Source organism: Paramagnetospirillum sp. (assembly GCF_058402745.1).
Map to the genome: position 1 here is coordinate 187,800 of NZ_JBZVFI010000008.1, position 23,635 is coordinate 211,434.

The 23,635-nt window shown below is 66.3% G+C and carries 18 protein-coding genes, 6 tRNA genes and 3 pseudogenes; 11 read left to right on the top strand and 16 right to left on the bottom strand.

Annotation, left to right across the window (positions count from 1 at the left end; all coding sequences use genetic code 11):
- Nucleotides 1-2 precede the first annotated feature (2 nt).
- Entirely contained in the window at nucleotides 3-374 is a 372-nt protein-coding gene (gene rpsL, locus ACV4UZ_RS06760; protein WP_008620996.1) for a 30S ribosomal protein S12, read from the bottom strand.
- A gap of 423 nt (nucleotides 375-797) precedes the next feature.
- Here rpsL and ACV4UZ_RS06765 point away from each other — a divergent pair, with 423 nt between their 5' ends.
- The gene (locus ACV4UZ_RS06765) at nucleotides 798-1,769 is read left to right on the top strand and encodes a transglycosylase SLT domain-containing protein (protein ID WP_491600140.1); all 972 of its coding nucleotides are present in this window, start codon (nucleotides 798-800) and stop codon (nucleotides 1,767-1,769) included.
- A 436-nt stretch (nucleotides 1,770-2,205) separates the two neighbouring features.
- Here the strand turns inward: ACV4UZ_RS06765 and ACV4UZ_RS06770 are convergent, their stop codons facing one another.
- The 13 genes from ACV4UZ_RS06770 to ACV4UZ_RS06830 form a co-directional block, all read right to left on the bottom strand.
- Nucleotides 2,206-3,618, bottom strand: coding sequence for a trypsin-like peptidase domain-containing protein (locus ACV4UZ_RS06770; protein ID WP_491600141.1), 1,413 nt, complete (start codon nucleotides 3,616-3,618; stop codon nucleotides 2,206-2,208).
- A 164-nt stretch (nucleotides 3,619-3,782) separates the two neighbouring features.
- Nucleotides 3,783-8,273 carry a DNA-directed RNA polymerase subunit beta' gene (locus ACV4UZ_RS06775; RefSeq protein ID WP_491600142.1) on the bottom strand — a complete coding sequence of 1,497 codons (4,491 nt, stop codon included), beginning with the start codon at nucleotides 8,271-8,273 and terminating at the stop codon, nucleotides 3,783-3,785.
- Between the two features lie 72 nt (nucleotides 8,274-8,345).
- Entirely contained in the window at nucleotides 8,346-12,521 is a 4,176-nt protein-coding gene (rpoB, locus tag ACV4UZ_RS06780) for a DNA-directed RNA polymerase subunit beta (protein WP_491600143.1), read from the bottom strand.
- Between the two features lie 195 nt (nucleotides 12,522-12,716).
- Complete coding sequence (gene rplL / locus ACV4UZ_RS06785) at nucleotides 12,717-13,094, bottom strand: 50S ribosomal protein L7/L12 (protein ID WP_491600144.1); 378 nt, start codon at nucleotides 13,092-13,094, stop codon at nucleotides 12,717-12,719.
- Between the two features lie 50 nt (nucleotides 13,095-13,144).
- A complete protein-coding gene (gene rplJ / locus ACV4UZ_RS06790; protein ID WP_491600145.1) occupies nucleotides 13,145-13,660 on the bottom strand; it encodes a 50S ribosomal protein L10 in 516 nt (171 codons plus the stop codon).
- 306 nt (nucleotides 13,661-13,966) lie between these two features.
- Nucleotides 13,967-14,659: a 50S ribosomal protein L1 gene (gene rplA, locus ACV4UZ_RS06795; RefSeq protein ID WP_491600146.1), complete on the bottom strand. Its 693-nt coding sequence runs from the start codon at nucleotides 14,657-14,659 to the stop codon at nucleotides 13,967-13,969.
- A gap of 4 nt (nucleotides 14,660-14,663) precedes the next feature.
- On the bottom strand, nucleotides 14,664-15,092 hold the full coding sequence (rplK, locus tag ACV4UZ_RS06800; RefSeq protein ID WP_491600147.1) for a 50S ribosomal protein L11: 429 nt from the start codon (nucleotides 15,090-15,092) through the stop codon (nucleotides 14,664-14,666).
- Nucleotides 15,093-15,243: 151 nt separating this feature from the next.
- Nucleotides 15,244-15,777: a transcription termination/antitermination protein NusG gene (nusG, locus tag ACV4UZ_RS06805; protein ID WP_491600148.1), complete on the bottom strand. Its 534-nt coding sequence runs from the start codon at nucleotides 15,775-15,777 to the stop codon at nucleotides 15,244-15,246.
- Nucleotides 15,778-15,784: 7 nt separating this feature from the next.
- Nucleotides 15,785-15,982 carry a preprotein translocase subunit SecE gene (gene secE, locus ACV4UZ_RS06810; protein WP_491600149.1) on the bottom strand — a complete coding sequence of 66 codons (198 nt, stop codon included), beginning with the start codon at nucleotides 15,980-15,982 and terminating at the stop codon, nucleotides 15,785-15,787.
- An 18-nt stretch (nucleotides 15,983-16,000) separates the two neighbouring features.
- Nucleotides 16,001-16,076, bottom strand: a tRNA-Trp gene (locus ACV4UZ_RS06815).
- Between the two features lie 131 nt (nucleotides 16,077-16,207).
- Nucleotides 16,208-17,398, bottom strand: a complete 1,191-nt coding sequence (gene tuf, locus ACV4UZ_RS06820; RefSeq protein WP_491600138.1) for an elongation factor Tu — start codon at nucleotides 17,396-17,398, stop codon at nucleotides 16,208-16,210.
- A gap of 73 nt (nucleotides 17,399-17,471) precedes the next feature.
- Nucleotides 17,472-17,545 (bottom strand) — tRNA-Gly (locus ACV4UZ_RS06825).
- 103 nt (nucleotides 17,546-17,648) lie between these two features.
- Nucleotides 17,649-17,734 (bottom strand) — tRNA-Tyr (locus tag ACV4UZ_RS06830).
- Between the two features lie 114 nt (nucleotides 17,735-17,848).
- On the opposite strand from ACV4UZ_RS06830, the gene rlmB reads away from it, so the two are divergent.
- Nucleotides 17,849-18,646, top strand: coding sequence for a 23S rRNA (guanosine(2251)-2'-O)-methyltransferase RlmB (rlmB, locus tag ACV4UZ_RS06835; RefSeq protein ID WP_491600150.1), 798 nt, complete (start codon nucleotides 17,849-17,851; stop codon nucleotides 18,644-18,646).
- Entirely contained in the window at nucleotides 18,643-20,292 is a 1,650-nt protein-coding gene (locus ACV4UZ_RS06840) for a hypothetical protein (RefSeq protein ID WP_491600151.1), read from the top strand. The genes rlmB and ACV4UZ_RS06840 overlap by 4 nt, the downstream gene beginning before the upstream one ends.
- Nucleotides 20,293-20,304: 12 nt before the next feature.
- On the opposite strand, the gene ACV4UZ_RS06845 is transcribed toward ACV4UZ_RS06840, so the two are convergent.
- Together ACV4UZ_RS06845 and ACV4UZ_RS06850 are read right to left on the bottom strand one after the other, a co-directional pair.
- Entirely contained in the window at nucleotides 20,305-20,589 is a 285-nt protein-coding gene (locus tag ACV4UZ_RS06845) for a 23S rRNA (guanosine(2251)-2'-O)-methyltransferase RlmB (protein ID WP_491600152.1), read from the bottom strand.
- A complete protein-coding gene (locus tag ACV4UZ_RS06850) occupies nucleotides 20,541-21,101 on the bottom strand; it encodes a TrmH family RNA methyltransferase (protein WP_491600153.1) in 561 nt (186 codons plus the stop codon). Before ACV4UZ_RS06850 ends, ACV4UZ_RS06845 begins: the two co-directional genes overlap by 49 nt.
- A gap of 114 nt (nucleotides 21,102-21,215) precedes the next feature.
- Between ACV4UZ_RS06850 and ACV4UZ_RS06855 the strand changes: the two genes are divergently transcribed.
- The 8 genes and pseudogenes from ACV4UZ_RS06855 to nusG (ACV4UZ_RS06890) form a co-directional block, all read left to right on the top strand.
- Nucleotides 21,216-21,301: transfer RNA gene (locus ACV4UZ_RS06855), tRNA-Tyr, on the top strand.
- A gap of 103 nt (nucleotides 21,302-21,404) precedes the next feature.
- Nucleotides 21,405-21,477: transfer RNA gene (locus ACV4UZ_RS06860), tRNA-Gly, on the top strand.
- A gap of 368 nt (nucleotides 21,478-21,845) precedes the next feature.
- Nucleotides 21,846-22,124, top strand: a complete 279-nt coding sequence (locus ACV4UZ_RS06865; protein ID WP_491600158.1) for a GTP-binding protein — start codon at nucleotides 21,846-21,848, stop codon at nucleotides 22,122-22,124.
- Nucleotides 22,125-22,186: 62 nt separating this feature from the next.
- A pseudogene (locus ACV4UZ_RS06870) lies at nucleotides 22,187-22,288 on the top strand (hypothetical protein); the annotation flags it as partial.
- A 65-nt stretch (nucleotides 22,289-22,353) separates the two neighbouring features.
- Nucleotides 22,354-22,725 (top strand): EF-Tu C-terminal domain-related protein, encoded by a 372-nt coding sequence (locus ACV4UZ_RS06875; RefSeq protein ID WP_491600159.1) that lies wholly within the window; start codon nucleotides 22,354-22,356, stop codon nucleotides 22,723-22,725.
- Nucleotides 22,726-22,856: 131 nt separating this feature from the next.
- Nucleotides 22,857-22,930: transfer RNA gene (locus ACV4UZ_RS06880), tRNA-Arg, on the top strand.
- A gap of 46 nt (nucleotides 22,931-22,976) precedes the next feature.
- Nucleotides 22,977-23,033 (top strand): annotated as a pseudogene (locus tag ACV4UZ_RS06885) (hypothetical protein); the annotation flags it as partial.
- Nucleotides 23,034-23,177: 144 nt separating this feature from the next.
- Nucleotides 23,178-23,635, top strand: a pseudogene (nusG, locus tag ACV4UZ_RS06890) (transcription termination/antitermination protein NusG); the annotation flags it as partial.

Sequence of the window (23,635 nt, forward strand, 5' to 3'; positions counted from 1 at the left end):
CCTTACTTCGGACGCTTCGCGCCGTACTTCGAACGACGCTGACGGCGATCCTTGACGCCCTGGGTATCGAGCGTGCCGCGGATGATGTGGTAGCGGACACCGGGAAGATCCTTCACACGGCCGCCGCGGATCATCACCACCGAGTGTTCCTGAAGGTTGTGACCTTCGCCCGGGATGTACGAGGTAACCTCGAAACCGTTGGTCAGGCGCACGCGGGCGACCTTACGAAGCGCCGAGTTCGGCTTCTTCGGAGTGGTCGTGTACACGCGAGTGCAAACGCCGCGCTTCTGCGGGCAGGCCTCCATGGCGGGGACCTTGTTGCGCGCCGCCACGGGCTGGCGCGGCTTACGGATCAATTGATTGATCGTGGGCATTCAGTCACTTTCCCTTCACACAGGTCCCTTGACGAAAACCAGAAAAAAACCCGCCGGCGGTTTCCCGCCGGGGTTTTCTTGCGGTTCGGTCGCCGACCCGTTCGGCGTTGTCATCAGTGTTTCGCAAGCCTCGGGACAACGAAAACCGTCCAGGCGGACGGATACCGGTCCCCCGAGAAGCGCGCATCCTATTTATCCGCCTGCCCCCCGTCAAGCGAAAGAGTCGGGAAGATCTCCGCCCGGTTCCGTCAGAGCGGAACCGGGCTAGGCGCAAGGCGCCGCGCCGCTTATGCGGCGAAAGCCAAGCGTGCTGAAGGCACGCGCCCGGCGCCTGAGGGGCTGATGAGATTCAATCGCGGCGAGTCGAATCTTGGTAACCTTTCCATGCTATGGTGAGGGTGGTTCAGCTCGCCGAGGTTCGCCATGCAAACCCCGAACGCCGACGTCACCGGCTCCCTTTCCGTCGAGACGCCCAACCGCCCGGGGCGCGTGGTGTCGGGCATCAGGGAGGCCGCCGACAGCACCGGCGTGTCGTTCGGCTATCTCCTGGCCCAGGCCACCCAGGAAAGCGGCCTCGACCCCCATGCCCGCAACACCAAGTCCTCGGCCGCCGGACTGTTCCAGTTCACCTCGGGCACCTGGCTGGACATGGTCAAGCGCCACGGCGCCAAGCACGGGCTGGAAGACGCCGCCGAGTCCATCGTCAAGGGCGCCGACGGACGGCTGGACGTACGGGACAAGGCCATGAAGAAGGCCATCCTCGACCTGCGCAAGGACCCCAGGCTGTCGTCGCTGATGGCCGCCGAGTTCGCCAAGGACAACGCCAAGGTCCTGGAACGTCGCCTGGGGCGCGAGGCCACCGCCTCGGACCTCTACCTCGCCCATTTCCTGGGGGCGGCCGGCGCCGCCCGGGTGATCGAGGGCATGGAGGACAATCCCAGGCATTCGGCCCGTCACCTGCTGCCCGACGCCGCCCGCGCCAATCCGGAAGTGTTCAACAAGGCCCGCACCGTGGCCGGCCTCTACAAGAGCGTGCAGGCCCGTTTCAAGACCGCGCTGGGCGACGATGCCGACGCCGCCCACGAACCGGCCATCGAATCCGGCAATCCGCAGCTGGCGGCCTTGCGCCCCGTGGCGCGGCCGGAGACTCCGCCCGCCTCCACGCCCACCGAGGCGGCGCTGACCCAGGTGGTGCAGGCGGTGGCGCCCGTCACCCAGGCGACGGTCACCCAGGCGACGGTCCGGACCGTGTCGCCCTCGGATTTCGCCAAGGCGCTGCAGCCGGACAGTCCGTTCTTTCCCGCCGCCATTCCCCCCGCCCCCACCGGCAACCGGCCGCAGACGGTATCGTTGCGCGACATCGTCGAGGCGATCAAGGCGGGCGGCGACGTTTAGGGCTTGTACGACTGAAGCTGAATCGCATTCCTTCCGCCCCCCGGACTTGATCCGGGGGTCTGGATTGCCGGGTCAAGTCCACTGCTGTCCGGTTCAATTTGAGGCGGCGGACGTGGAGTCGTGGGACACGGATGTCACGGATGCGGTGCTTCGCACCGCTCACGGATAAACACGGAAATACGCTCGTTTCCGGTCACCTCCCCAACCCTGCCCCAGGATGACCATATGGGATTTCCATAATCCGCGATCATCCGTGGCCGCGAAGCGGCATCCGTGTCCTGTGTGTTCCATGACCGGATCAAACCCGCATTGGCTCTGCCATTCGGGCCTCTCATGGAAATTTAAACCGGACGGCAGTGGGTCAAGTCCGGCAATGACGGTCAAGGATGAGACGTCAACCTAACTCGGACAGCCTCTAGCCGGGGCGTCAAGCGGATCACCGGAAGAAATCCTCCGCCGCGATGGCGAAGTTGAGGCCGTCGGCGTCGCGGATGTGAAAGGTGGTGATGCCAACCAGATTGCCCGAGGCATCGAACAGCCCCCCTCCCGAGGAACCGGGGGAGATGGGCGCGGTGGTCTGGACGTAGCGGGTGCCCTTGATCTGGCGCAACCCCGAGATCAGGCCCTGCCCCAGAGTGGCCTCCAGCCCCTTGGGCGAGCCGATGGAATAGACCGTCTCGCCCACCCGCAGGTCGTCCCACGCCCGGATGCCCGGCACCGCGGACAGCCGACCGGGCGACACCGTCATCAGGCAGCGGTCGGTGACCGGGTCGCCGCCGGCGGGTGTCGCCCGCAGGGTCTGGCTGCCCTGGCGCAGCAGGATCACCGCCATTTCGTCGATGACGTGGCAGTTGGTGACCAGGGTGCGCTCATCCATGGCCACGGCGGAACCGAACCGCCCCTTGCGCGCCTTCAGATCGTCCTCGCTGCGGGCCGCCACCACCACATAGACCGAGCGGCCGACCGTGGCGAACACCTCCTCGGCCCCCAGGCGCGACCGACTGGCCGGGCGCTGCAGGGCGGCGGGCAGAGGATGCCAGTCGGGAACGCGGGCCGCCACTCCCGAGCCAAGGCCGGCCGGAGTAACGCCGATGGCGGGCGGAGCCTCCGCCGGCCCCTGCCGCTCGGGGATACGCCCGGGCTTCCAGGCGGCGGCCGATTCCTCGACCCGGGCACGCAGGTCGGCGGCGAGATTACGGGCCAGATCGCCGCGCAGGAAATAGGCCTCGGTGGTGCAGTCGCGGTAATGAAAGCGGCTCTCGAACACCGGATGGTCGTCGGGGCGCGGCTCGGATCGTCCGGCCAGACCGGCGACGGTGGCCCAGTAAAGGGCCTGGGAGCGGTTCTTCTCCACCCAGCCGCCGCGATCATGGCCATGGGCCAGACGCAACTGGGCAAGGCAATTGCCCTCGGTTGCCAGACCGTTGTAGAGATCGGCGGCCAAGGCCGGCTCCTCGGTCTCCGCCAGCACGGCGCGGACCAGCCTGGCCCAGGGGGCGCCGCCCGCCACCGCCTTGGCCAGATAGGCGCGGGCCTTGGCCGGGTCCTTGGCCGTGCCGCGTCCGTACCAGTGGGCATCGAACAGCCGGCGCAGCGCCGGACCGTCGCCGGCGGCGGCGGCCTGCTCCCACCAGGACAGGGCGGCGGCGGGATCATAATGACGCTGGGTGGGATCGCCCATCACATCGCCCAGCAGCCGGGCAGCAACGGCATCGCCCCCGGCGGCGGCGGTGGAGCACTGAGCCAATTCGGTCGTGGTGGACGGACGCGCCACGCAGGCGGCCCGGGCCGGCAATGCGCCGCCCATGGCGATCAGAATCGCCACCGTCCAGACCCACCGCGAGCTCATGGCTTCTCCCTTGATGCTCCACCCGGGATTGGCGCCCCGGGATTTGAGGGAAATGATAGCGCCTCGACGGCTTAAGGTCTTCACCCTATTTCGATTCGTTAAAAAAAGTCATCCCCGCCTCCTTTCGGAAGCGGGGATGCTGTCTTTTCCGAACCGGCGAGGGTTTACTCGGCGGGCGGAGCCTCGGGGGCGGAGCCTTCGGCGGCCGGCGGGATGGCCGGAACCTCGGAACCGTCCTCCACCTGCATGTCCTTGTCGCGCTTGGCGGCGATGGCGCGCAGGCGGTTCATCACCGCGCCGGTGCCGGCGGGGATCAGGCGGCCGACGATGACGTTCTCCTTCAGGCCCTGCAGGCTGTCCACCTTGCCGGACACGGCCGCTTCGGTGAGCACGCGGGTGGTCTCCTGGAAGGAGGCCGCCGAGATGAAGGAGTGGGTCTGCAACGAGGCCTTGGTGATGCCCTGCAGCACCGGGGTGCCCGACGCCGGACGGCCCTGCTCGCGGATGGCCTTCGAGTTCTCGATGTCGAACTCGACGCGGTCCACCTGCTCGCCCACCAGAAGGGTGGTGTCGCCGGGGTCGGTGATCTCGACCTTCTGCAGCATCTGGCGGACGATCACCTCGATGTGCTTGTCGTTGATCTTCACGCCCTGCAGCCGGTAGACCTCCTGAATCTCGTTGATGAGATACTGGGCCAGGGCTTCGACGCCCAGGACCTTCAGGATGTCGTGCGGCACGGGATTGCCGTCCATCAGCGGGTCGCCGCGGCGGACGTAGTCGCCTTCCTGCACCGAGATGTGCTTGCCCTTGGGGATCAGGTACTCGATCGGATCGCCGTCTTCCGGGACCACCAGGATGCGGCGCTTGGACTTGTAGTCCTTGCCGAATTCCACGCGGCCGTCGCAATCGGAGATGATGGCGTGGTCCTTGGGCTTGCGCGCCTCGAACAGCTCCGCCACACGCGGCAGACCGCCGGTGATGTCGCGGGTCTTGGACGATTCGCGCGGAATGCGCGCCAGCACGTCGCCGGCGTTGACCTTGGTGCCGTTTTCCACCGACAGGATGGCGTCCACGCTCATGAAGTAGCGGGCTTCCAGGCCGTTGGCCAGCAGCAGTTCCTCGCCCTTCTCGTCACGCAGCGTGACGCGCGGGCGCAGCTCGGCGCCGCGGGGCTGCTGCTTCCAGTCGACCACCACCTTGCTGGCGATGCCGGTGGCCTCGTCGACCACCTCGCGCATGGACAGGCCCTCGGTCAGGTCGACGTAATGGGCCACGCCGGCACGCTCGGTGATGATCGGCAGGGTGTAGGGGTCCCACTCGGCCAGCTTGGTGCCCTTGGTGACCTTCTGGGCCTCGTCCACCAGCAGCTTGGCGCCGTAGGGGACGCGGTGACGGGCGCGTTCGCGGTTGTTGATGTCGAGCAGCGCCACTTCGCAATTGCGGCTCATGACGATGTGGGCGCCCGACGAGTTGACCACCACGTTGCGGTTGATCACCTGGACGGTGCCGTCGAAGGTCGCCTCGATGGACGACTGCTCCGCGCCGCGCTGGGCGGCGCCGCCGATGTGGAAGGTACGCATGGTCAGCTGGGTGCCGGGCTCGCCGATGGACTGGGCGGCGATGACGCCCACCGCCTCGCCCACGTTGACGCGGGTGCCCCGCGCCAGGTCGCGGCCGTAGCAGGTGCCGCACACGCCCTCTTCCGAGTCGCAGGTCAGCACCGAGCGGATCACCACGGTCTCGATGCCGGCGGCGTCGATCAGCTCGACCTCGGTCTCCTGGATCATGGCGCCGGCCGGCACGATGATCTCGCCGTTGAGCGGGTTGACGATGTCGCGCGCCGCCGAACGGCCGAGGATGCGCTCGGCCAGCGAGGCGATGACCTCGCCGCCCTCGATCACCGGGGACACGGTCAGGCCGTTGGTGGTGCCGCAATCCTCCTCGCAGATGATCGCGTCCTGGGCCACGTCCACCAGACGACGGGTCAGGTAACCCGAGTTGGCGGTCTTGAGAGCGGTGTCGGCCAGACCCTTACGGGCGCCGTGGGTGGAGTTGAAGTACTCCAGCACGGTGAGGCCTTCCTTGAAGTTGGAGATGATCGGCGTCTCGATGATCTCGCCCGAGGGCTTGGCCATCAGGCCGCGCATGCCGGCCAGCTGCTTCATCTGGGCGGCGGAGCCACGGGCGCCGGAATGGGCCATCATGTAGATGGAGTTGATGGGCTTGCCGGGCTTGAGCGACGAGATCTGCTTCATCATGGCGTCGGCGACGTCGTCGGTGCACTTGGACCAGGCGTCGACCACCTTGTTGTACTTCTCGCCCTGGGTGATCAGGCCGTCCTGGTACTGCTGCTCGTATTCCTTGGCCTTTTCCTCGGTCTCGCCGACCAGGGTTTCCTTCTCCGGCGGAATGACCAGGTCGTCCTTGCCGAACGAGATGCCCGCCTTGAAGGCGTTGGAATAGCCGAGACCCATGACGCGGTCGGCGAAGATCACCGTCTCCTTCTGGCCGCAATGGCGGTAGACCACGTCGATGACGTTCTGGATTTCCTTCTTGGTCAACAGGCGGTTGATCAGGGAGAAGGGAACGTTCTTGTGCTTGGGCAGGATCACCGACAGCATCATGCGGCCCGGCGTGGTGTCCACGATCTGGGTCACCGGGTTGCCCTCGGAATCCACGGTGTCGAAACGGGCGCGGATCTTGGAATGCAGCGTGATCGTCTTTTCGGTCAGCGCTTCCTCGATCTCGGCCATGTTCACGAAGACCGGCACCTTGTAGAGGATGGCCTTGCCGTCCTTGATGGCCTTCTCGGCGTCGCCCACGTCGGCGAAGGTCAGGGCAAAGCCGGGCTTCTCCACGTTGAACAGGCGCAGGTGGCCGCCCTTCAGGCCGGCCTCCAGCGCGTCACGGGACGACACGTTGACGCGGCGGTGCGCGGTGACCTCGCGACGGGCCAAGCGGTCCAGCAGGCCGTCCAGGTCCTTGGTGTCGATCTTGGCGTTGGGATCGGTCGGGCAGTAGAACAGGACCGAGTTGTTGGCGATGGCGCCCTTCAGCTCGTCCAGCGACCGGATCTTCAGCACCTGGCCGGGCATCTCGTCCCGTTCCATGGTGATGTAGTAGATGCCCAGCACGATGTCCTGCGACGGCACGATGATCGGCTTGCCGTTGGCGGGCGACAGGATGTTGTTGGTGGACATCATCAGCACGCGGGCTTCCAGCTGGGCTTCCAGCGAGAGCGGCACGTGGACGGCCATCTGGTCGCCGTCGAAGTCGGCGTTGAAGGCGGTGCAGACCAGCGGATGCAGCTGGATGGCCTTGCCCTCGATCAGGACCGGCTCGAAGGCCTGGATGCCCAGGCGGTGGAGCGTCGGGGCGCGGTTCAGCATCACCGGATGCTCGCGGATGACCTCTTCCAGGATGTCCCACACCTCGGGACGCTCCTTCTCCACCATCCGCTTGGCGGCCTTGATGGTGGTGGCCATGCCGTAGAGTTCGAGCTTCGAGTAAACGAAGGGCTTGAACAGCTCGAGAGCCATCTTCTTGGGCAGGCCGCACTGGTGCAGCTTGAGTTCGGGACCCACCACGATGACCGAGCGGCCGGAGTAGTCGACGCGCTTGCCCAGCAGGTTCTGACGGAAGCGGCCCTGCTTGCCCTTCAGCATGTCACTGAGCGACTTCAGCGGACGCTTGTTGGCGCCGGTGATGGCGCGGCCGCGGCGGCCGTTGTCGAACAGGGCGTCCACCGCCTCCTGCAGCATGCGCTTCTCGTTGCGCACGATGATCTCGGGCGCGCGCAGTTCGATCAGGCGCTTCAGGCGGTTGTTGCGGTTGATGACGCGACGGTAGAGGTCGTTGAGGTCCGAGGTGGCGAAACGGCCGCCGTCGAGCGGCACCAGCGGACGCAGCTCCGGCGGAATCACCGGAATCACTTCCAGGATCATCCATTCGGGGCGCGAGCCGGATTCGAGGAAGGCCTCGACCAGCTTCATGCGCTTGACCAGCTTCTTGCGCTTGGCCTCCGAGGTGGTCTCCTTGAGGTCGACCTTCAGCTGGGCCTTCTCGGCATCCAGGTCGATGACCGACAGCATGTCGCGGATGGCCTCGGCGCCGATCTTGGCGGTGAAGGCGTCCTCGCCGTACTCGTCCACGGCGCGCATGTACTGCTCCTCGGTGAGCAGCTCGCGGATCTTCAGGGGCGTGAGGCCGGGCTCGACCACCACGTAGTTCTCGAAATAGAGGATGCGCTCCAGGTCCTTGAGCGTCATGTCGCACAACAGGCCGATACGGCTGGGCAGCGACTTCAGGAACCAGATGTGCGCCACGGGAGAGGCCAGCTCGATATGGCCCATGCGCTCGCGCCGGACCTTGGCCAGGGTGACTTCGACGCCGCACTTCTCGCAGATGATGCCGCGATACTTCATGCGCTTGTACTTGCCGCACAGGCACTCGTAATCCTTGATCGGCCCGAAGATGCGGGCGCAGAACAGGCCGTCGCGCTCGGGCTTGAAGGTGCGGTAGTTGATGGTCTCCGGCTTCTTGATCTCACCGTACGACCAGGAGCGGATGCGCTCCGGCGAGGCGATGGAGATGCGGATCTGGTCGAACGACTGGGTGCCGCTGACCTGGCCGAAGATCTTCATAAGTTCGTTCATCGATGAACTCCCGTGTGACCTTTTGGTGCGGCGGGGGGAGCCAATTCCCCCCGCGCGCCGGGTCCTAGATGCTTAGTAGTTCCGCTGGGTCAGTTCGACGTTGAGGCCCAGGGAGCGGAGCTCCTTGACCAGCACGTTGAACGACTCGGGGATACCGGCCTCGAAGGTGTCGTCGCCGCGCACGATGGCCTCGTAGACCTTGGTGCGGCCGGAAACGTCGTCCGACTTGACCGTCAGCATTTCCTGCAGCGTGTAGGCGGCGCCGTAAGCTTCCAGCGCCCACACTTCCATTTCACCGAAGCGCTGACCACCGAACTGCGCCTTGCCGCCCAGCGGCTGCTGGGTGACCAGCGAGTACGGGCCGATGGAGCGGGCGTGGATCTTGTCGTCCACCAGGTGGTGCAGCTTCAGCATGTAGATGTAGCCCACCGTCACCTTGCGGTCGAACGGCTCGCCGGTGCGGCCGTCGACCAGGGTCACCTGGCCGGAGGAGGACCGGCCCGCCTTGGTCAGCATGTCGACGATGTCGCTTTCGCGCGCGCCGTCGAACACCGGGGTGGCGATCGGCACGCCCGGGGTCAGGTTGTGAGCCAGCTCGGTGATCTCGTGATCCGCCAGGCCGGCGATCTCGTCCTCATAGATGGCGTCGCCGTAGACGTCCTTCAACTTGGACTTCAGCTCGATCATGGTCGCGGCGTTGCGCTTGTACTTGTCGAGCATGCCGCCGATCTGCTGGCCCAGGCCGGCGCAGGCCCAGCCCAGATGGGTCTCGAGGATCTGACCGACGTTCATGCGCGAGGGCACGCCCAGCGGGTTCAGGACGATGTCCACCTGCTGGCCGTCTTCCAGGTACGGCATGTCCTCCAGCGGCACGATGCGCGAGATGACGCCCTTGTTGCCGTGACGGCCGGCCATCTTGTCGCCCGGCTGCAGCTTGCGCTTCACCGCCACGAACACCTTGACCATCTTCATCACGCCGGGCGGCAGTTCGTCGCCGCGCTGCAGCTTCTCGACCTTGTTCTCGAAACGCTCCTGCAGCTTGTCGACCTGCTGGTCGAAGGCCCGCTTCAGCGCCTCGCAATCGGCCATCACCGCATCGTCGTCCACGGCGATGTTGCGCCAAGTGGAGGGGTGCAGCTCGTCCATGTTGGCATCGGCCAGAACGGTGCCGGCCTTGATGCCCTTGGGGCCCGAGACCACCTTCTTGCCGAGCAGCAGAGCCTTGAGGCGGGCGAAGAACGACCGCTCCAGGATGTGGCGCTCGTCGTCGCGGTCCTTGGCCAGACGCTCGATCTCGGCCCGCTCGATGGCGAGCGCGCGCTCGTCCTTCTCCACGCCGCGGCGGGAGAAGACGCGGACCTCGACGATGGTGCCCGACACACCCGGCGGCAGACGCAGGGACGTGTCGCGCACGTCCGAGGCCTTCTCGCCGAAGATGGCGCGCAGCAGCTTCTCTTCCGGCGTCATCGGGCTCTCGCCCTTCGGCGTCACCTTGCCCACCAGGATGTCGCCCGGCTTGACCTCGGCGCCGATATAGACGATGCCGGCCTCGTCCAGGTTCTTCAGAGCCTCTTCGCCCACGTTGGGGATGTCGCGGGTGATTTCTTCCTGGCCCAGCTTGGTGTCGCGGGCCATGACCTCGAATTCCTCGATGTGGATCGAGGTGAAGACGTCGTCACGGACGATACGCTCGGAGATCAGGATCGAATCTTCGAAGTTGTAGCCGTTCCAGGGCATGAACGCGACCAGCACGTTGCGGCCCAGGGCCAGCTCGCCCAGCTGGGTCGAGGGGCCGTCGGCGATGATGTCGCCCTTCTTGATCAGATCGCCCACCTTCACCAGCGGACGCTGGGTGATGCAGGTGTTCTGGTTGGAACGCTGGAACTTCAGCAGGTTGTAGATGTCGACGCCCGACGCCGAGGCCTGGGTCTCCTCGGTGGCGCGGATCACGATGCGGGTGGCGTCCACCTGATCGACCACGCCGGTACGCTTGGCGGTGATGGCGGCGCCCGAGTCGCGGGCCACCGCCTGCTCCATGCCGGTGCCCACCAGGGGAGCCTCGGCGCGGATCAGCGGCACCGCCTGACGCTGCATGTTCGAACCCATCAGGGCGCGGTTGGCGTCGTCGTTCTCCAGGAACGGGATCAGCGCGGCGGCCACCGAAACCAGCTGCTTCGGCGACACGTCGATCATGGTGATCTCGGAGGGCGGCACCATGACGAACTCGCCCGCCTGGCGGCAGGACACCAGATCCTCGGCGAAGGAGCCGTCGGGGTTCAGCACCGAATTGGCCTGGGCGACGGTGTAGCGGCCCTCTTCCATGGCCGAGAGGTAGACCACGTCGTTGGTCACCTTGCCGTCGATCACCTTGCGGTAGGGCGCCTCGATGAAGCCGTACTGATTGACGCGGGCATAGGTGGCCAGCGAGTTGATCAGACCGATGTTCGGGCCTTCCGGCGTCTCGATCGGGCAGATGCGGCCGTAATGGGTCGGGTGCACGTCGCGCACCTCGAAGCCGGCGCGCTCGCGGGTCAGACCGCCCGGCCCGAGGGCCGAGAGGCGACGCTTGTGGGTGATTTCCGACAGCGGGTTGGTCTGGTCCATGAACTGCGACAGCTGCGAGCTGCCGAAGAACTCGCGCACCGCGGCGGCGGCGGGCTTGGCGTTGATCAGGTCGTGCGGCATCACCGAGTCGATGTCCACCGAGGACATGCGCTCGCGGATGGCGCGCTCCATGCGCAGCAGGCCGACGCGGTACTGGTTCTCCATCAGCTCGCCCACCGAGCGGACGCGACGGTTGCCCAGGTGATCGATGTCGTCGATCTCGCCCTTGCCGTCCTTCAGCTCGACCAGCACCTTGATGACGCCCAGGATGTCTTCCTTGCGCAGAACGCGCACGGTGTCCGACACCTCGGGGGTGTTGAGGCGCGAGTTCATCTTGACGCGGCCCACGGCCGACAGGTCGTAGCGCTCGGCGTCGAAGAACAGGCCCTGGAACAGGGCTTCGGCGGTCTCCAGCGTCGGAGGCTCGCCCGGACGCATCACGCGGTAGATGTCGATCAGGGCCTCTTCGCGGGAAGAGTTCTTGTCGATGGCCAGCGTGTTGCGCATGTACGGGCCGACATTGATGTGGTCGATGGCCAGCACCGGCAGCTCGCTGATGCCCGCCTTCTCCAGCTCGGCCACCAGATTGGCGGTCAGCTCGTCACCGGCCTCGGTGAAGATCTCGCCGGTCTGCTCGTTGATGATGTCCTCGGCCACGTACTGGCCGATCATGTCCTCGGGGGTGACGACGATGTCGGTGAGGCCCGCTTCCTTGAGCTTCTTGCCCAGGCGAGGGGTCATCTTGGTGCCGGCGTCGGCCACCTTCTCACCGGTCTTGGCGTCGATCAGGTCGCTGACCAGCTTGACACCCTTCAGGCGCTCGGCGTCGAACGGGGTCTTCCAGCCCTTGGGGCCGCGGCTGTAGGTCACCTTGCCGTAGAAGTAGGACAGGATCTCTTCCGAGGTCATGCCCTTGATTTCATTCTGCTCGAGTCCCCTGCCCTCGGCGGCGCGCGAGGCGCGCAGCTGGGCGGTGTTCAGGCCGTCCAGCGCATACAGCAGCGTGGTCACCGGCAGCTTGCGGCGACGGTCGATGCGCACGTAGACCAGATCCTTGGCGTCGAACTCGAAGTCCAGCCAGGAACCGCGATAGGGAATGACGCGGGCGGCGAACAGATACTTGCCCGACGAATGGGTCTTGCCCTTGTCGTGGTCGAAGAACACGCCCGGGCTGCGGTGCATCTGCGAGACGATGACGCGCTCGGTGCCGTTGATGACGAAGGTGCCGTTGGAGGTCATGAGCGGCATGTCGCCCATGTAGACGTCCTGCTCCTTGATGTCGCGGATGGAGCGCGAGCCGGTGTCCTCGTCGATGTCCCACACCACCAGGCGGAGCGTCACCTTCAAGGGGGCGGCGAAGGTCATGCCGCGCTGCTGGCATTCCTCGACGTCGTACTTGGGCTGCTCCAGCTCGTAGCGCACAAACTCCAGGGTTCCGCGCTCGGAGAAGTCCTTGATCGGGAAGACGGACTTGAAGACTTCCTGCAGACCGACATTGCCGCGCTGCTCGGGAGCGGTGTCCATCTGGAGGAAATGATCGTAGGAGCTCTTTTGCACCTCGATCAGATTCGGCATCGGCGCAACGGTGGGGATCCGCCCGAAGCTTTTGCGCACACGCTTGCGACCCGTATAGGATTTAGCCATTGCCGCTCCTCGTCCTCTTCGTGGGGTTTAGCCCAACAAACTCGTCCTGCCCGGGTTCACCCGGGATGCCCCCTGCGGAGCCCTGCCCCGTAGGGTAGGTTTTAGCCACCCCACAGGGGTAGCTGGTAAAGCGCCAGAAGGCCGGGATGCGACAAACCCGCATCCCGGCCCCTGGATAAACACCAGAAGGCGTTCTTACTTGACCTGCACCTTGGCGCCGGCCTCTTCCAGAACCTTCTTGATCTTCTCGGCTTCTTCCTTCGAAGCGCCTTCCTTGACGGCCTTCGGAGCGGCCTCGACCAGGTCCTTGGCTTCCTTCAGGCCCAGGCCGGTGATGGCGCGGACTTCCTTGATGACGTTGATCTTCTTCTCGCCGGCATCGGCGAGGATCACGTCGAACTCGGTCTTCTCCTCGGCGGCCGGAGCGGCGGCGCCGGCACCGGCAACGGCGGCGACGGCCACCGGAGCGGCGGCGGAAACGCCCCACTTCTCTTCCAGCATCTTCGAGAGCTCGGCGGCCTCGAGAACGGTCAGGGCGGACAGGTCGTCAACCAGCTTGGCAAGATCAGCCATTTGATAAAACTCCTAGTAAAAGCTTGAAGCTTGGGATTGGTTCAAAAATCTCACGCGGCGTCCTTGTCCGCCTTGGCCTTCAGGACGCGGGCCAGCTGGCCCGCGGGCGCCTGAAGAACGCCGGCGATACGGGTGGCCGGGGTCGAAATCATGCCGAGCAGCTTGGCGCGCAGCTCGTCCAGCGACGGCAGCATGGCAAGCGCCTTGACACCGTCCACGTCGAGACGATTCTTGCCCAGCGATCCACCGAGGATCTTGAGCTTGTCGTTCGTCTTGGCGTAGTCGGCGACGACCTTGGCGGCGGCGACCGGATCGCGCGAAACGGCGATGGCGGTCGGCCCGACGAACAGGTCGGCGATGGCTTCGAACTCGGTACCCACAAGGGCGAGCTTGGTGAGACGATTCTTGGTCACCTTGAAGGTGGCGCCAGCCGCCCGCATCTTCCCGCGCAGATCGGTCATCTCGGCGACCGTCAGACCCGAATAATGGGTGACGACCACCAGCCCGACCTCTCCGAGCGTTCCCTGCAGCGAGCCGACCCACTCTGTCTTTTGTGTCCGGTCCACTTTCGTCTCCAAACATAGAGCCGAAACGTCCCCGCCATCATGGCGGCTGGTTCCGGTCCATTGCCCATGGCCTGGTCGGGTGGCGAACCACCCGGCAAGGCCGGTGGCCTGTCCCAGAAGCTTCAAGCCGTGCCGATTCCCAAGGGAACCGGAAGCGTTCTTTTGACCTCTGTCTGCGCAGGCGGGAAATCCCTTCAAGCCCGTTTGACGGGGCACCTACGGTCTCGGACAGGTTGGAAGTCCCCCGAAGGGAACTTCCGCCTTCCCCCCTTCCCTTCCGGGTCGGGGAAACCTTTACCCCTGGCCTCAGGCCAGGGTGGCGACGTCGAGCTTGACGCCCGGGCCCATGGTCGAGCTGATGGACACCTTCTTGAGGTAGGTGCCCTTGGCGCCCTGGGGCTTCGCCTTGTTGATGGCATCGACGAACGCACGCACGTTCTCGGCCAGCTTCTCTTCCGAGAACGAGGCCTTGCCGATGCCGGCGTGAACGATACCGGCCTTCTCGACGCGGAACTGGACCTGACCGGCCTTGGCGGCGCGGACGGCCTCGGCCACGTTGACGGTCACGGTGCCCAGCTTCGGGTTGGGCATCAGGCCGCGCGGGCCCAGCACCTTACCGAGGCGGCCCACCAGGCCCATCATGTCCGGGGTGGCGATGCAGCGGTCGAAATCCATGGTGCCGCCATTGACGATCTCGAACAGATCGTCGGCGCCCACCAGATCGGCACCGGCCTTCTTGGCCTCCTCCGCCTTGTCGCCCTTGGCGAACACGGCGACGCGCACGGTCTTGCCGGTGCCGTGGGGCAGTTCGACCACGCCACGGACCATCTGGTCGGCGTGACGGGGATCGACGCCGAGGTTCAGCGCGATCTCGATGGTCTCGTCGAACTTGGCGACGGCGCGGGTCTTGATGGCCTTCACCGCATCGGCGAGGCTGTAGAACTTGTCGCGGTCGATATCGGCATAGGCCGACTTCAGGCGCTTTCCTTCGCGAGCCATGTGCTTACTCCACCACCTTGAGGCCCATGGAACGGGCGGAACCGACGATCATCGTGGACGCGGCCTCGACGTCGTTGGCGTTGAGGTCGGCCATCTTCTTCTCGGCGATCTCACGGATCTGGGCCATGGTCACCTCGCCCACCGTGCCCTTGCCGGGAGTGGTCGAGCCCTTGCCGATGCCGGCCGCCTTCTTCAGGAAGTAGCTGACCGGCGGGGTCTTGGTCACGAAGGTGAAGGTACGGTCCGAATAGGCGGTGATCACCACCGGAATCGGCATGCCGGGCTCCAGAGTCTGGGTCTGGGCGTTGAAGGCCTTGCAGAATTCCATGATGTTCAGGCCGCGCTGACCCAGCGCGGGACCGATCGGCGGCGAGGGGTTCGCCTTGCCGGCCGGGACTTGGAGCTTAACGTAGCCCACGATCTTCTTTGCCATTTCACAATCCTCTCTCTGTCACCAGAGTTGGCGGTACGGCGTTGGCGCGCCTCCCGCCCTCCAAACCGCCCCCGGACATCCGGGACGCGGAAAACAAAAAGCACCGGTGCCGCCCGCGCCAGTCCGGCGGGGCGGCTTCCGGTCACGTCCCTCAGATCTTCTCGACCTGAGAGTATTCCAGTTCGACCGGGGTGGAGCGACCGAAGATCGACACCGCCACCTTGAGGCGGGCCTTTTCCTCGTCGACTTCCTCGACCAGGCCGTTGAACGAGGTGAAGGGGCCGTCCGAGACCCGAACCTGCTCGCCCACCTCGAAGGTGATGGAGGGCTTGGGGCGCTCGACGCCTTCCTGCACCTGCTTGATGATGCGCTCGGCTTCCCGCTCGGTGATCGGCACCGGACGGCCCTTGCCGCCCAGGAAGCCGGTGACCTTGGGAGTATTCTTGACCAGATGCCAGGTGTCGTCGGTCAGGTTCATCTTCACCAGGACGTAGCCCGGGAAGAACTTGCGCTCGGCATTCACCTTGGCGCCACGGCGAACCTCGACCACCTCCTCGGTGGGCACCAGAACCTGCTCGAAAGCCTCGGCCATGCCCTTCTGTTCCGCCTGCTCGCGGATGGACTGGGCGACCTTCTTCTCGAAGCCGGAATAGACGTGAATCACGTACCAGCGGGCGGTAGCCATCTCGTCCTCAGCCTCCCAGACCGAACAGGAGCTTTACGCTCGCGGCGAAAATCTGGTCGATGACCAGGAAGAAGACGGCAGCGATCACCACCATCACGAACACCATGCCGGTGGAGACGGTGGTTTCGCGCCGGGTCGGCCAAGTGACCTTGGCGACTTCCTGGCGAACCTGCTTCAAGAAAAGGGCCGGAGACGTTTTTGCCATATCTCTACAGTCGAAAGTTGGCAGGAGTGGAGGGGCTCGAACCCCCAACCCCCGGTTTTGGAGACCGGTGCTCTACCAGTTGAGCTACACTCCTGCAGCCTTCACCGGCCCCTGGAGACAGGGACCAGGATCAGACCCGGCGCGACCGGAGCCACGCCTTATACAGACACTCGACGGCCTTGGCAACACCGCCGAAGCGATGCGGCCAAGGCTGGATCGAGAGATTTACTCGACGATCTTGGCGACCACGCCGGCGCCGACGGTACGGCCGCCCTCGCGGATGGCGAAGCGCAGGCCCTGGTCCATGGCGATGGGGGCGATCAGGGTCACGTGCATCTTCACGTTGTCGCCCGGCATCACCATCTCGGTGCCTTCCGGCAGCTCCACGACGCCGGTGACGTCGGTGGTGCGGAAGTAGAACTGCGGACGATAGTTGGTGAAGAACGGAGTGTGACGGCCGCCCTCTTCCTTGGTCAGAACGTAGGCCTCGGCCTCGAACTTGGTGTGGGGCGTGATGGAGCCCGGAGCCGCCAGAACCTGGCCGCGCTCCACGTCCTCGCGCTTGGTGCCGCGCAGCAGGGCGCCGATGTTGTCGCCGGCCTCACCCTGGTCGAGCAGCTTGCGGAACATTTCCACGCCGGTGCAGGTGGTCTTGACGGTCGGCTTGATGCCGACGATCTCGACTTCCTCGCCCACCTTCACCACGCCGCGCTCGACGCGGCCGGTGACCACGGTGCCGCGGCCCGAGATCGAGAACACGTCTTCGATCGGCATCAGGAACGGCTTGTCCTTCGGACGCTCCGGCTGCGGGATGTAGGCGTCGACCTCGGCCATCAGCTTCAGGATGGCGTCGCGGCCGATCTCCGGCTGCTTGTCTTCCAGGGCGCACAGGGCCGAACCCTTGACGATCGGAATGTCGTCGCCGGGGAAGTCGTAGGACGACAGCAGCTCGCGCACTTCCAGCTCGACCAGATCCAGCAGCTCGGGATCGTCGACCATGTCGCACTTGTTCATGAACACCACCAGGGCGGGCACGCCCACCTGACGGGCCAGCAGGATGTGCTCGCGGGTCTGGGGCATGGGGCCGTCGGCGGCCGACACCACCAGGATGGCGCCGTCCATCTGCGCCGCGCCGGTGATCATGTTCTTCACATAGTCGGCGTGGCCGGGGCAGTCCACGTGGGCGTAGTGGCGGTTGGTGGTCTCGTACTCGACGTGGGCGGTCGAGATGGTGATGCCACGGGCCTTCTCTTCCGGCGCCTTGTCGATCTGGTCGTAGGCGGTGAAGGTGGCGCCGCCGGTCTCGGCCAGGATCTTGGTGATCGCCGCGGTCAGCGAGGTCTTGCCATGGTCAACGTGACCGATGGTCCCGATGTTGCAGTGAGGCTTGGTGCGCTCGAATTTAGCCTTGGCCATTTTTCAACCCGTCCGATCGCGGCGCTGCCGCATGTGTCAAACCATGGTCCCGGTCGGGTACGGCGGCGGGGAGTGGAGCGGGTGAGGGGAATCGAACCCCCGTCATCAGCTTGGAAGGCTGTTGCTCTACCATTGAGCTACACCCGCCTGATCGTCCCGCTGGGCCGCACCGCCTGGTGCTCGACCTGAAGAAACCGTTCCCCGTCATCCGGCCCGAACCGGGGCACCCGGCCCTCATGGGGAGGATATTTGGTGGAGGGGGGAGGATTCGAACCTCCGTACTCATAAGAGGGCAGATTTACAGTCTGCTGCCATTAACCGCTCGGCCACCCCTCCACACCGTCATCCGGTTTTTTGCCGGGGCGACGGGAGGGCTGTACTTATGGGAATTTCCCGGGGCTTGTCAATCCGAAAAGAGCAGGTTAAATGCCGAGGCAACAGGAGAGCCCCATGAAAAAGAGAGACGAGCGCAACCGCCCCCACGCCCAGGGCAAGGGAAGGCCCCCGCAAACGCCGCGTGGCGGCGGCGGAGGCGGCGGTTCCTCCATCTGGCTCTACGGCATTCACGCGGTGAGCGCCGCCCTGACCAATCCCGAGCGGCGCATCCGCCGGCTGGTGGCCACAGCCGAGGCGGCCAAGACCCTGCCCCCCTGCAAGGTCCCGGTGGAGGCCATGGACCGGGCCGACATCGACCGGCTGGTGGCGCCCGGCGCCGTCCATCAGGGCGTGGCCCTGCTGGTGGAGCCCCTGCCCGCCACCACCATCGAGGACGTCATCCGCAGCGCCGAAATGGCGTCTTCCGCTTTGGTGCTGGTGCTGGATCAGGTCACCGACCCCCACAATGTCGGCGCCATCCTGCGCTCGGCGGCGGCGTTCGGCGCCCTGGCGGTGGTGGCCCCCGACCGCCACGCCCCGGACGAGACCGGCACCCTGGCCAAGTCCGCTTCCGGCGCGCTGGAGCGCATGCCGCTGGTGCGCGTCACCAACGTGGTCCGCGCCCTGGAGGACCTGAAGAAGGGCGGGTTCTGGACCGCCGGACTGGCCGCCGACGCCCCCAGGACCCTGGCCGAGGCCAAGCTGTCGGGCAAGGTGGTGCTGGTGCTGGGCGCCGAAGGCGAGGGCATGCGCCGCCTGACCCGCGAGCATTGCGACCATCTGGTGCGGCTGCCCATGTGCGGCGAGATGGAAAGCCTCAACGTCTCCAACGCCGCCGCCGTTGCCCTCTACGAGATGCGGCGGGAAGGATGATTCCCGTCTGGCTCACCGGCGTCGGACAGGTCGCCTTCGCCTTCGCCGCCATGATTCTGGTGGGACGGCTGATCCTGGCCGGCCGCCACGGCATCGCCGTGCAGGCCCTGGCGGGCTGGGGAGCCCTCTGCCTGCTGTTGACCCTGTGGGGGGTGCTGACGCCCCTGTCGCTGCGCATCCCCGCCACGGGCTTCCTGGCGGCCGCCCTGGCCGGCGTGGCGCTGACGCGGAGCCGACCCTGGCGCGAGGACCTGGGGGAGGTGGGGCGCCTGCTGCTGCTCGCCCTGCCGCTGCTGGCGGTGCTGGCCCCCATGGAGCCGTCCCAGCTGGACGTCTTCGCCCTGATCCTGCCCAACGGCGCCTATCTGTTCGACCACGGGGTGTTTCCCACCGCACTCGGGCCGAAGGCCTATTCGGATTCCCCCGTCGCCCCCTACAACACCGAGATCGTCCCCTTCCTGGGCTCCCTGGCGGGGGGGGGCTTCGCTCCGGCCGGCATCGCCCAGTTCACCGTCTGGCTGCACCTGCCCGCCGCCCTGCTGCTGGGCCGCGCCCTCTCCGCCGGCCGGCGTCCCGGCTGGGGCATGGCGGCCTTCGGGCTGTTGCTGGCCACCGCCGTCAATCCCGGCTTCGTGCCCCGCGTCTCCTTCGCCGGCTATGGCGAGGCCCCCCTGGCCATCACCCTGATGGTCGCCCTGTGGCTGGGGGCGCGGCGGATGGCGGATGGACGGGAAGCGGGCCTGCTGGTCGCCCTGGCGCTGGTGCTGGCCGCCCTGGTCAACGTCAAGCAGCAGGGAATCGGCCTGTTCCTCTCCCTGGGCGGGGCGGGACTGGTCGCAGTCGTCACCCTGCCGCGCCAGGAGCGCTGGCCGGTCGTCCGCGACCTGCTGCTGGCCGCCCTGCCCGCCCTGGTCCTGTACGCCGCCTGGCGGGCGCACGTGAACCTGCGCTTTCCCGATGGCGAGCAGATCACCTACATGGAGCGGGCCTGGAAGGACGCCCGCCATGCCCCACAGCCATCAGGGCGATGGCCAGGGGGCCTCGCCATAGCCGGCGAACGCGGGGCACGAAGCCGGGACGACGGCGGTGGCCAGCGACAGCCCGAAGGCCGCCATGCGCCCGCCCGGGACCGCCGGCCGGCGGAGAGGGCGCGGCCCAGCAGCAGGGCGGGTCAGCCAGACGGCGATGCCGCCGGACCCAGAAGGGGACGATCTCGGTGTTGTAGGGGGCGACGGGGGAATCCGAATAGGCCTTCGGCCCGAGTGCGGTGGGAAACACCCCGTGGTCGAACAGATAGGCGCCGTTGGGCAGGATCAGGGCGAAGACGTCCAGCTGGGACGGCTCCATGGGGGCCAGCACCGCCAGCAGCGGCAGGGCGAGCAGCAGCAGGCGCCCCGCCTCCCCCAGGTCCTCGCGCCAGGGTCGGCTCCGCGTCAGCGCCACGCCGGCCAGGGCGGCCGCCAGGAAGCCCGTGGCGGGGATGCGCAGCGACAGGGGCGTCAGCACCCCCCACAGGGTCAACAGCAGGCAGAGGGCTCCCCAGCCCGCCAGGGCCTGCACGGCGATGCCGTGGCGGCCGGCCAGGATCAGCCGTCCCACCAGAATCATGGCGGCGAAGGCGAAGGCGACCTGTCCGACGCCGGTGAGCCAGACGGGAATCATCCTTCCCGCCGCATCTCGTAGAGGGCAACGGCGGCGGCGTTGGAGACGTTGAGGCTTTCCATCTCGCCGCACATGGGCAGCCGCACCAGATGGTCGCAATGCTCGCGGGTCAGGCGGCGCATGCCCTCGCCTTCGGCGCCCAGCACCAGCACCACCTTGCCCGACAGCTTGGCCTCGGCCAGGGTCCTGGGGGCGTCGGCGGCCAGTCCGGCGGTCCAGAACCCGCCCTTCTTCAGGTCCTCCAGGGCGCGGACCACGTTGGTGACGCGCACCAGCGGCATGCGCTCCAGCGCGCCGGAAGCGGACTTGGCCAGGGTGCCGGTCTCGTCCGGGGCGTGGCGGTCGGGGCCGCCACCGCCAGGGCGCCGAACGCCGCCGCCGAGCGCAGGATGGCGCCGACATTGTGGGGGTCGGTGACCTGATCCAGCACCAGCACCAAAGCGGAAGACGCCATTTCGGCGCTGCGGATGACGTCCTCGATGGTGGTGGCGGGCAGGGGCTCCACCAGCAGGGCCACGCCCTGATGGACGGCGCCGGGCGCCACCAGCCGGTCGATGTCGGCCCGGTCCATGGCCTCCACCGGGACCTTGCAGGGGGGCAGGGTCTTGGCCGCCTCGGCTGTGGCCACCAGCCGGCGGATGCGCCGCTCGGGATTGGTCAGGGCGGCGCTCACCGCGTGAATGCCGTAGAGCCAGATGGAGGAACCGCCGCCTCCGCCGCCGCCACGCGGCGTTTGCGGGGGCCTTCCCTTGCCCTGGGCGTGGGGGCGGTTGCGCTCGTCTCTCTTTTTCATGGGGCTCTCCTGTTGCCTCGGCATTTAACCTGCTCTTTTCGGATTGACAAGCCCCGGGAAATTCCCATAAGTACAGCCCTCCCGTCGCCCCGGCAAAAAACCGGATGACGGTGTGGAGGGGTGGCCGAGCGGTTAATGGCAGCAGACTGTAAATCTGCCCTCTTATGAGTACGGAGGTTCGAATCCTCCCCCCTCCACCAAATATCCTCCCCATGAGGGCCGGGTGCCCCGGTTCGGGCCGGATGACGGGGAACGGTTTCTTCAGGTCGAGCACCAGGCGGTGCGGCCCAGCGGGACGATCAGGCGGGTGTAGCTCAATGGTAGAGCAACAGCCTTCCAAGCTGATGACGGGGGTTCGATTCCCTCACCCGCTCCACTCCCCGCCGCCGTACCCGACCGGGACCATGGTTTGACACATGCGGCAGCGCCGCGATCGGACAGAGTTGAAAAATGGCCAAGGCTAAATCCGAGCGCACCAAGCCTCACTGCAACGTCGGGACCATCGGTCACGTTCCGTCGCAAGACCTCGCTGACCGGCGAATCACCAAGATCCCTGGCCGAGACCGGCGGCGCCACCTTCACCGCCTACGACCAGATCGACAAGGCGCCGGAAGAGAAGGCCCGTGGCATTCACCGTACTCGACCGCCCACGTGAGTACAAGACCGCCAACCGCCGCTACGCCCACGTGGACTGCCCCGGCCACGCCGACTTGTGTGAAGAACATGATCACCGGCGCGGCGCAGATGGACGGCGCCATCCGTGGTGTCGGCGGCCGACGGCCCGTGCCCCAGACCCGCGAGCACATCCTGCTGGCCCGTCAGGTGGGCGTGCCCGCCCTGGTGGTGTTCATGAACAAGTGCGACATGGTCGACGATCCCGAGCTCTGGATCTGGTCGAGCTGGAAGTGCGCGAGCTGCTGTCGTCCTACGACTTCCCCGGCGACGACATTCCGATCGTCAAGGGTTCGGCCCTGTGCGCCCTGGAAGACAAGCAGCCGGAGATGGGCCGCGACGCCATCCTGAAGCTGCCGCCGAGTCGACGCCTACATCCCGCAGCCGGAGTTCCGAAGGACAAGCCGTTCCTGATGCCGATCGAAGACGTGTTCTCGATCTCGGGCCGCGGCACCGTGGTCACCGGCCGCGTCGAGCGCGGCGTGGTGAAGGTGGGCGAGGAAGTCGAGATCGTCGGCATCAACCGACCGCAAGACCACCTGCACCGGCGTGAAATGTTCCGCAAGCTGCTCGACCAGGTGTGGCCGGCGACGACATCGGCGCCTGCTGCGCGGCACCAAGCGCGAGGACGTGGAGCGCGGCCAGGTCTGGCGGCTGCGAGCTCCATCGCGCCCCACACCAAGTTCGAGGCCGAGGCCTACGTTCTGACCAAGGAAAGGGCGGCCGTCGACACTCCGTCTTCACCAACTATCGTCGCAGTTCTACTTGCGCCGCCGCGACAGTCACCGGCGTCGTGGGGCTGCCGGAAGGCACCGAGATGGTGATGCCGGGCGACAACGTGAAGATGCACGTGACCCTGATCGAAACCGTCGCCATGGACCAGGGCCTGCGCTTCGCCATCCGCGAGGGCGGCCGTACCGTCGGCGCCGGCGTGGTCGTGTCATTCGAGTAAATCTCTCGATCCAGCCTTGGCCGCATCGCTTCGGCGGTGTTGCCAAGGCCGTCGAGTGTCTGTATAAGGCGTGGCTCCGGTCGCGCCGGGTCTGATCCTGGTCCCTGTCTCCAGGGGCCGGTGAAGGCTGCAGGAGTGTAGCTCAACTGGTAGACACGGTCTCCGAAACCGGGGGTTGGGGGTTCGAGCCCTTCCACTCCTGCCAACTTTCAACTGTAAAGAATTCGCGAAAAAACGTCTCCGGCCTTTTCTTGAAGCAGGTTCGCCAGGAAGTCGCCAAGGTCACTTCGGCGCGCCGGCGCGAAACCACCGTCTCCACCGGCATGGTGTTCGTGATGGTGGTGATCGCTGCCGGTCTTCTTCCTGGTCATCGACCAGATTTTCGCCGCGAGCGTAAAGCTCCTGTTCGGTCCCGGAGGCAGACAGAGAGATGGCTACCCGCCCGCTGGTACGTGATTCACGTCTCTCCGGCTTCGGGAAGACCCTCAAAAGCTCATCCGCGAGCAGGCGGAACAGGAGGGCATGGCCGAGGCTTTCGAGCAGGTTCTGGTGCCCGCCGAGGAGGTGGTGGAAGAGGCGTGGCGCCAAGGTGAATGCCGAGCGCGAGACCTTCCCGGGCTACGTCCTGGTGAAGATGAACCTGACCGACGACACCTGGCATCTGGTCAAGAATACTCCCAAGGTTGACCAGTTTCCTCGGGCGGCAAGGGCCGTCCGGTGCCGATCACCGAGCGGGAACCCAAGCGCATCATCAAGCAGGTGCAGGAAGGCGTCGAGCGCCCCAAGCCCTCCATCACCTTCGAGGTGGGCGAGCGGGTTCCAGGTCTGGGACGGCCCCTTCACCTCGTTCAACGGCCTGGTCGAGGAAGTCAACGACGGGCGGGCCCACTACAAGGTGGCGGTGTCGATC

What these genes read in the sequence shown, in the direction of transcription:
- rpsL (WP_008620996.1), bottom strand. Translation starts at nt 374, where the DNA reads ATGCCCACGATCAATCAATTGATCCGTAAGCCGCGCCAGCCCGTGGCG.
- ACV4UZ_RS06765 (WP_491600140.1), top strand. Translation starts at nt 798, where the DNA reads ATGCAAACCCCGAACGCCGACGTCACCGGCTCCCTTTCCGTCGAGACG.
- ACV4UZ_RS06770 (WP_491600141.1), bottom strand. Translation starts at nt 3,618, where the DNA reads ATGAGCTCGCGGTGGGTCTGGACGGTGGCGATTCTGATCGCCATGGGC.
- ACV4UZ_RS06775 (WP_491600142.1), bottom strand. Translation starts at nt 8,273, where the DNA reads ATGAACGAACTTATGAAGATCTTCGGCCAGGTCAGCGGCACCCAGTCG.
- rpoB (WP_491600143.1), bottom strand. Translation starts at nt 12,521, where the DNA reads ATGGCTAAATCCTATACGGGTCGCAAGCGTGTGCGCAAAAGCTTCGGG.
- rplL (WP_491600144.1), bottom strand. Translation starts at nt 13,094, where the DNA reads ATGGCTGATCTTGCCAAGCTGGTTGACGACCTGTCCGCCCTGACCGTT.
- rplA (WP_491600146.1), bottom strand. Translation starts at nt 14,659, where the DNA reads ATGGCTCGCGAAGGAAAGCGCCTGAAGTCGGCCTATGCCGATATCGAC.
- rplK (WP_491600147.1), bottom strand. Translation starts at nt 15,092, where the DNA reads ATGGCAAAGAAGATCGTGGGCTACGTTAAGCTCCAAGTCCCGGCCGGC.
- nusG (WP_491600148.1), bottom strand. Translation starts at nt 15,777, where the DNA reads ATGGCTACCGCCCGCTGGTACGTGATTCACGTCTATTCCGGCTTCGAG.
- secE (WP_491600149.1), bottom strand. Translation starts at nt 15,982, where the DNA reads ATGGCAAAAACGTCTCCGGCCCTTTTCTTGAAGCAGGTTCGCCAGGAA.
- tuf (WP_491600138.1), bottom strand. Translation starts at nt 17,398, where the DNA reads ATGGCCAAGGCTAAATTCGAGCGCACCAAGCCTCACTGCAACATCGGG.
- rlmB (WP_491600150.1), top strand. Translation starts at nt 17,849, where the DNA reads ATGAAAAAGAGAGACGAGCGCAACCGCCCCCACGCCCAGGGCAAGGGA.
- ACV4UZ_RS06840 (WP_491600151.1), top strand. Translation starts at nt 18,643, where the DNA reads ATGATTCCCGTCTGGCTCACCGGCGTCGGACAGGTCGCCTTCGCCTTC.
- ACV4UZ_RS06845 (WP_491600152.1), bottom strand. Translation starts at nt 20,589, where the DNA reads ATGCCGCTGGTGCGCGTCACCAACGTGGTCCGCGCCCTGGAGGACCTG.
- ACV4UZ_RS06850 (WP_491600153.1), bottom strand. Translation starts at nt 21,101, where the DNA reads ATGAAAAAGAGAGACGAGCGCAACCGCCCCCACGCCCAGGGCAAGGGA.
- ACV4UZ_RS06865 (WP_491600158.1), top strand. Translation starts at nt 21,846, where the DNA reads ATGGACGGCGCCATCCGTGGTGTCGGCGGCCGACGGCCCGTGCCCCAG.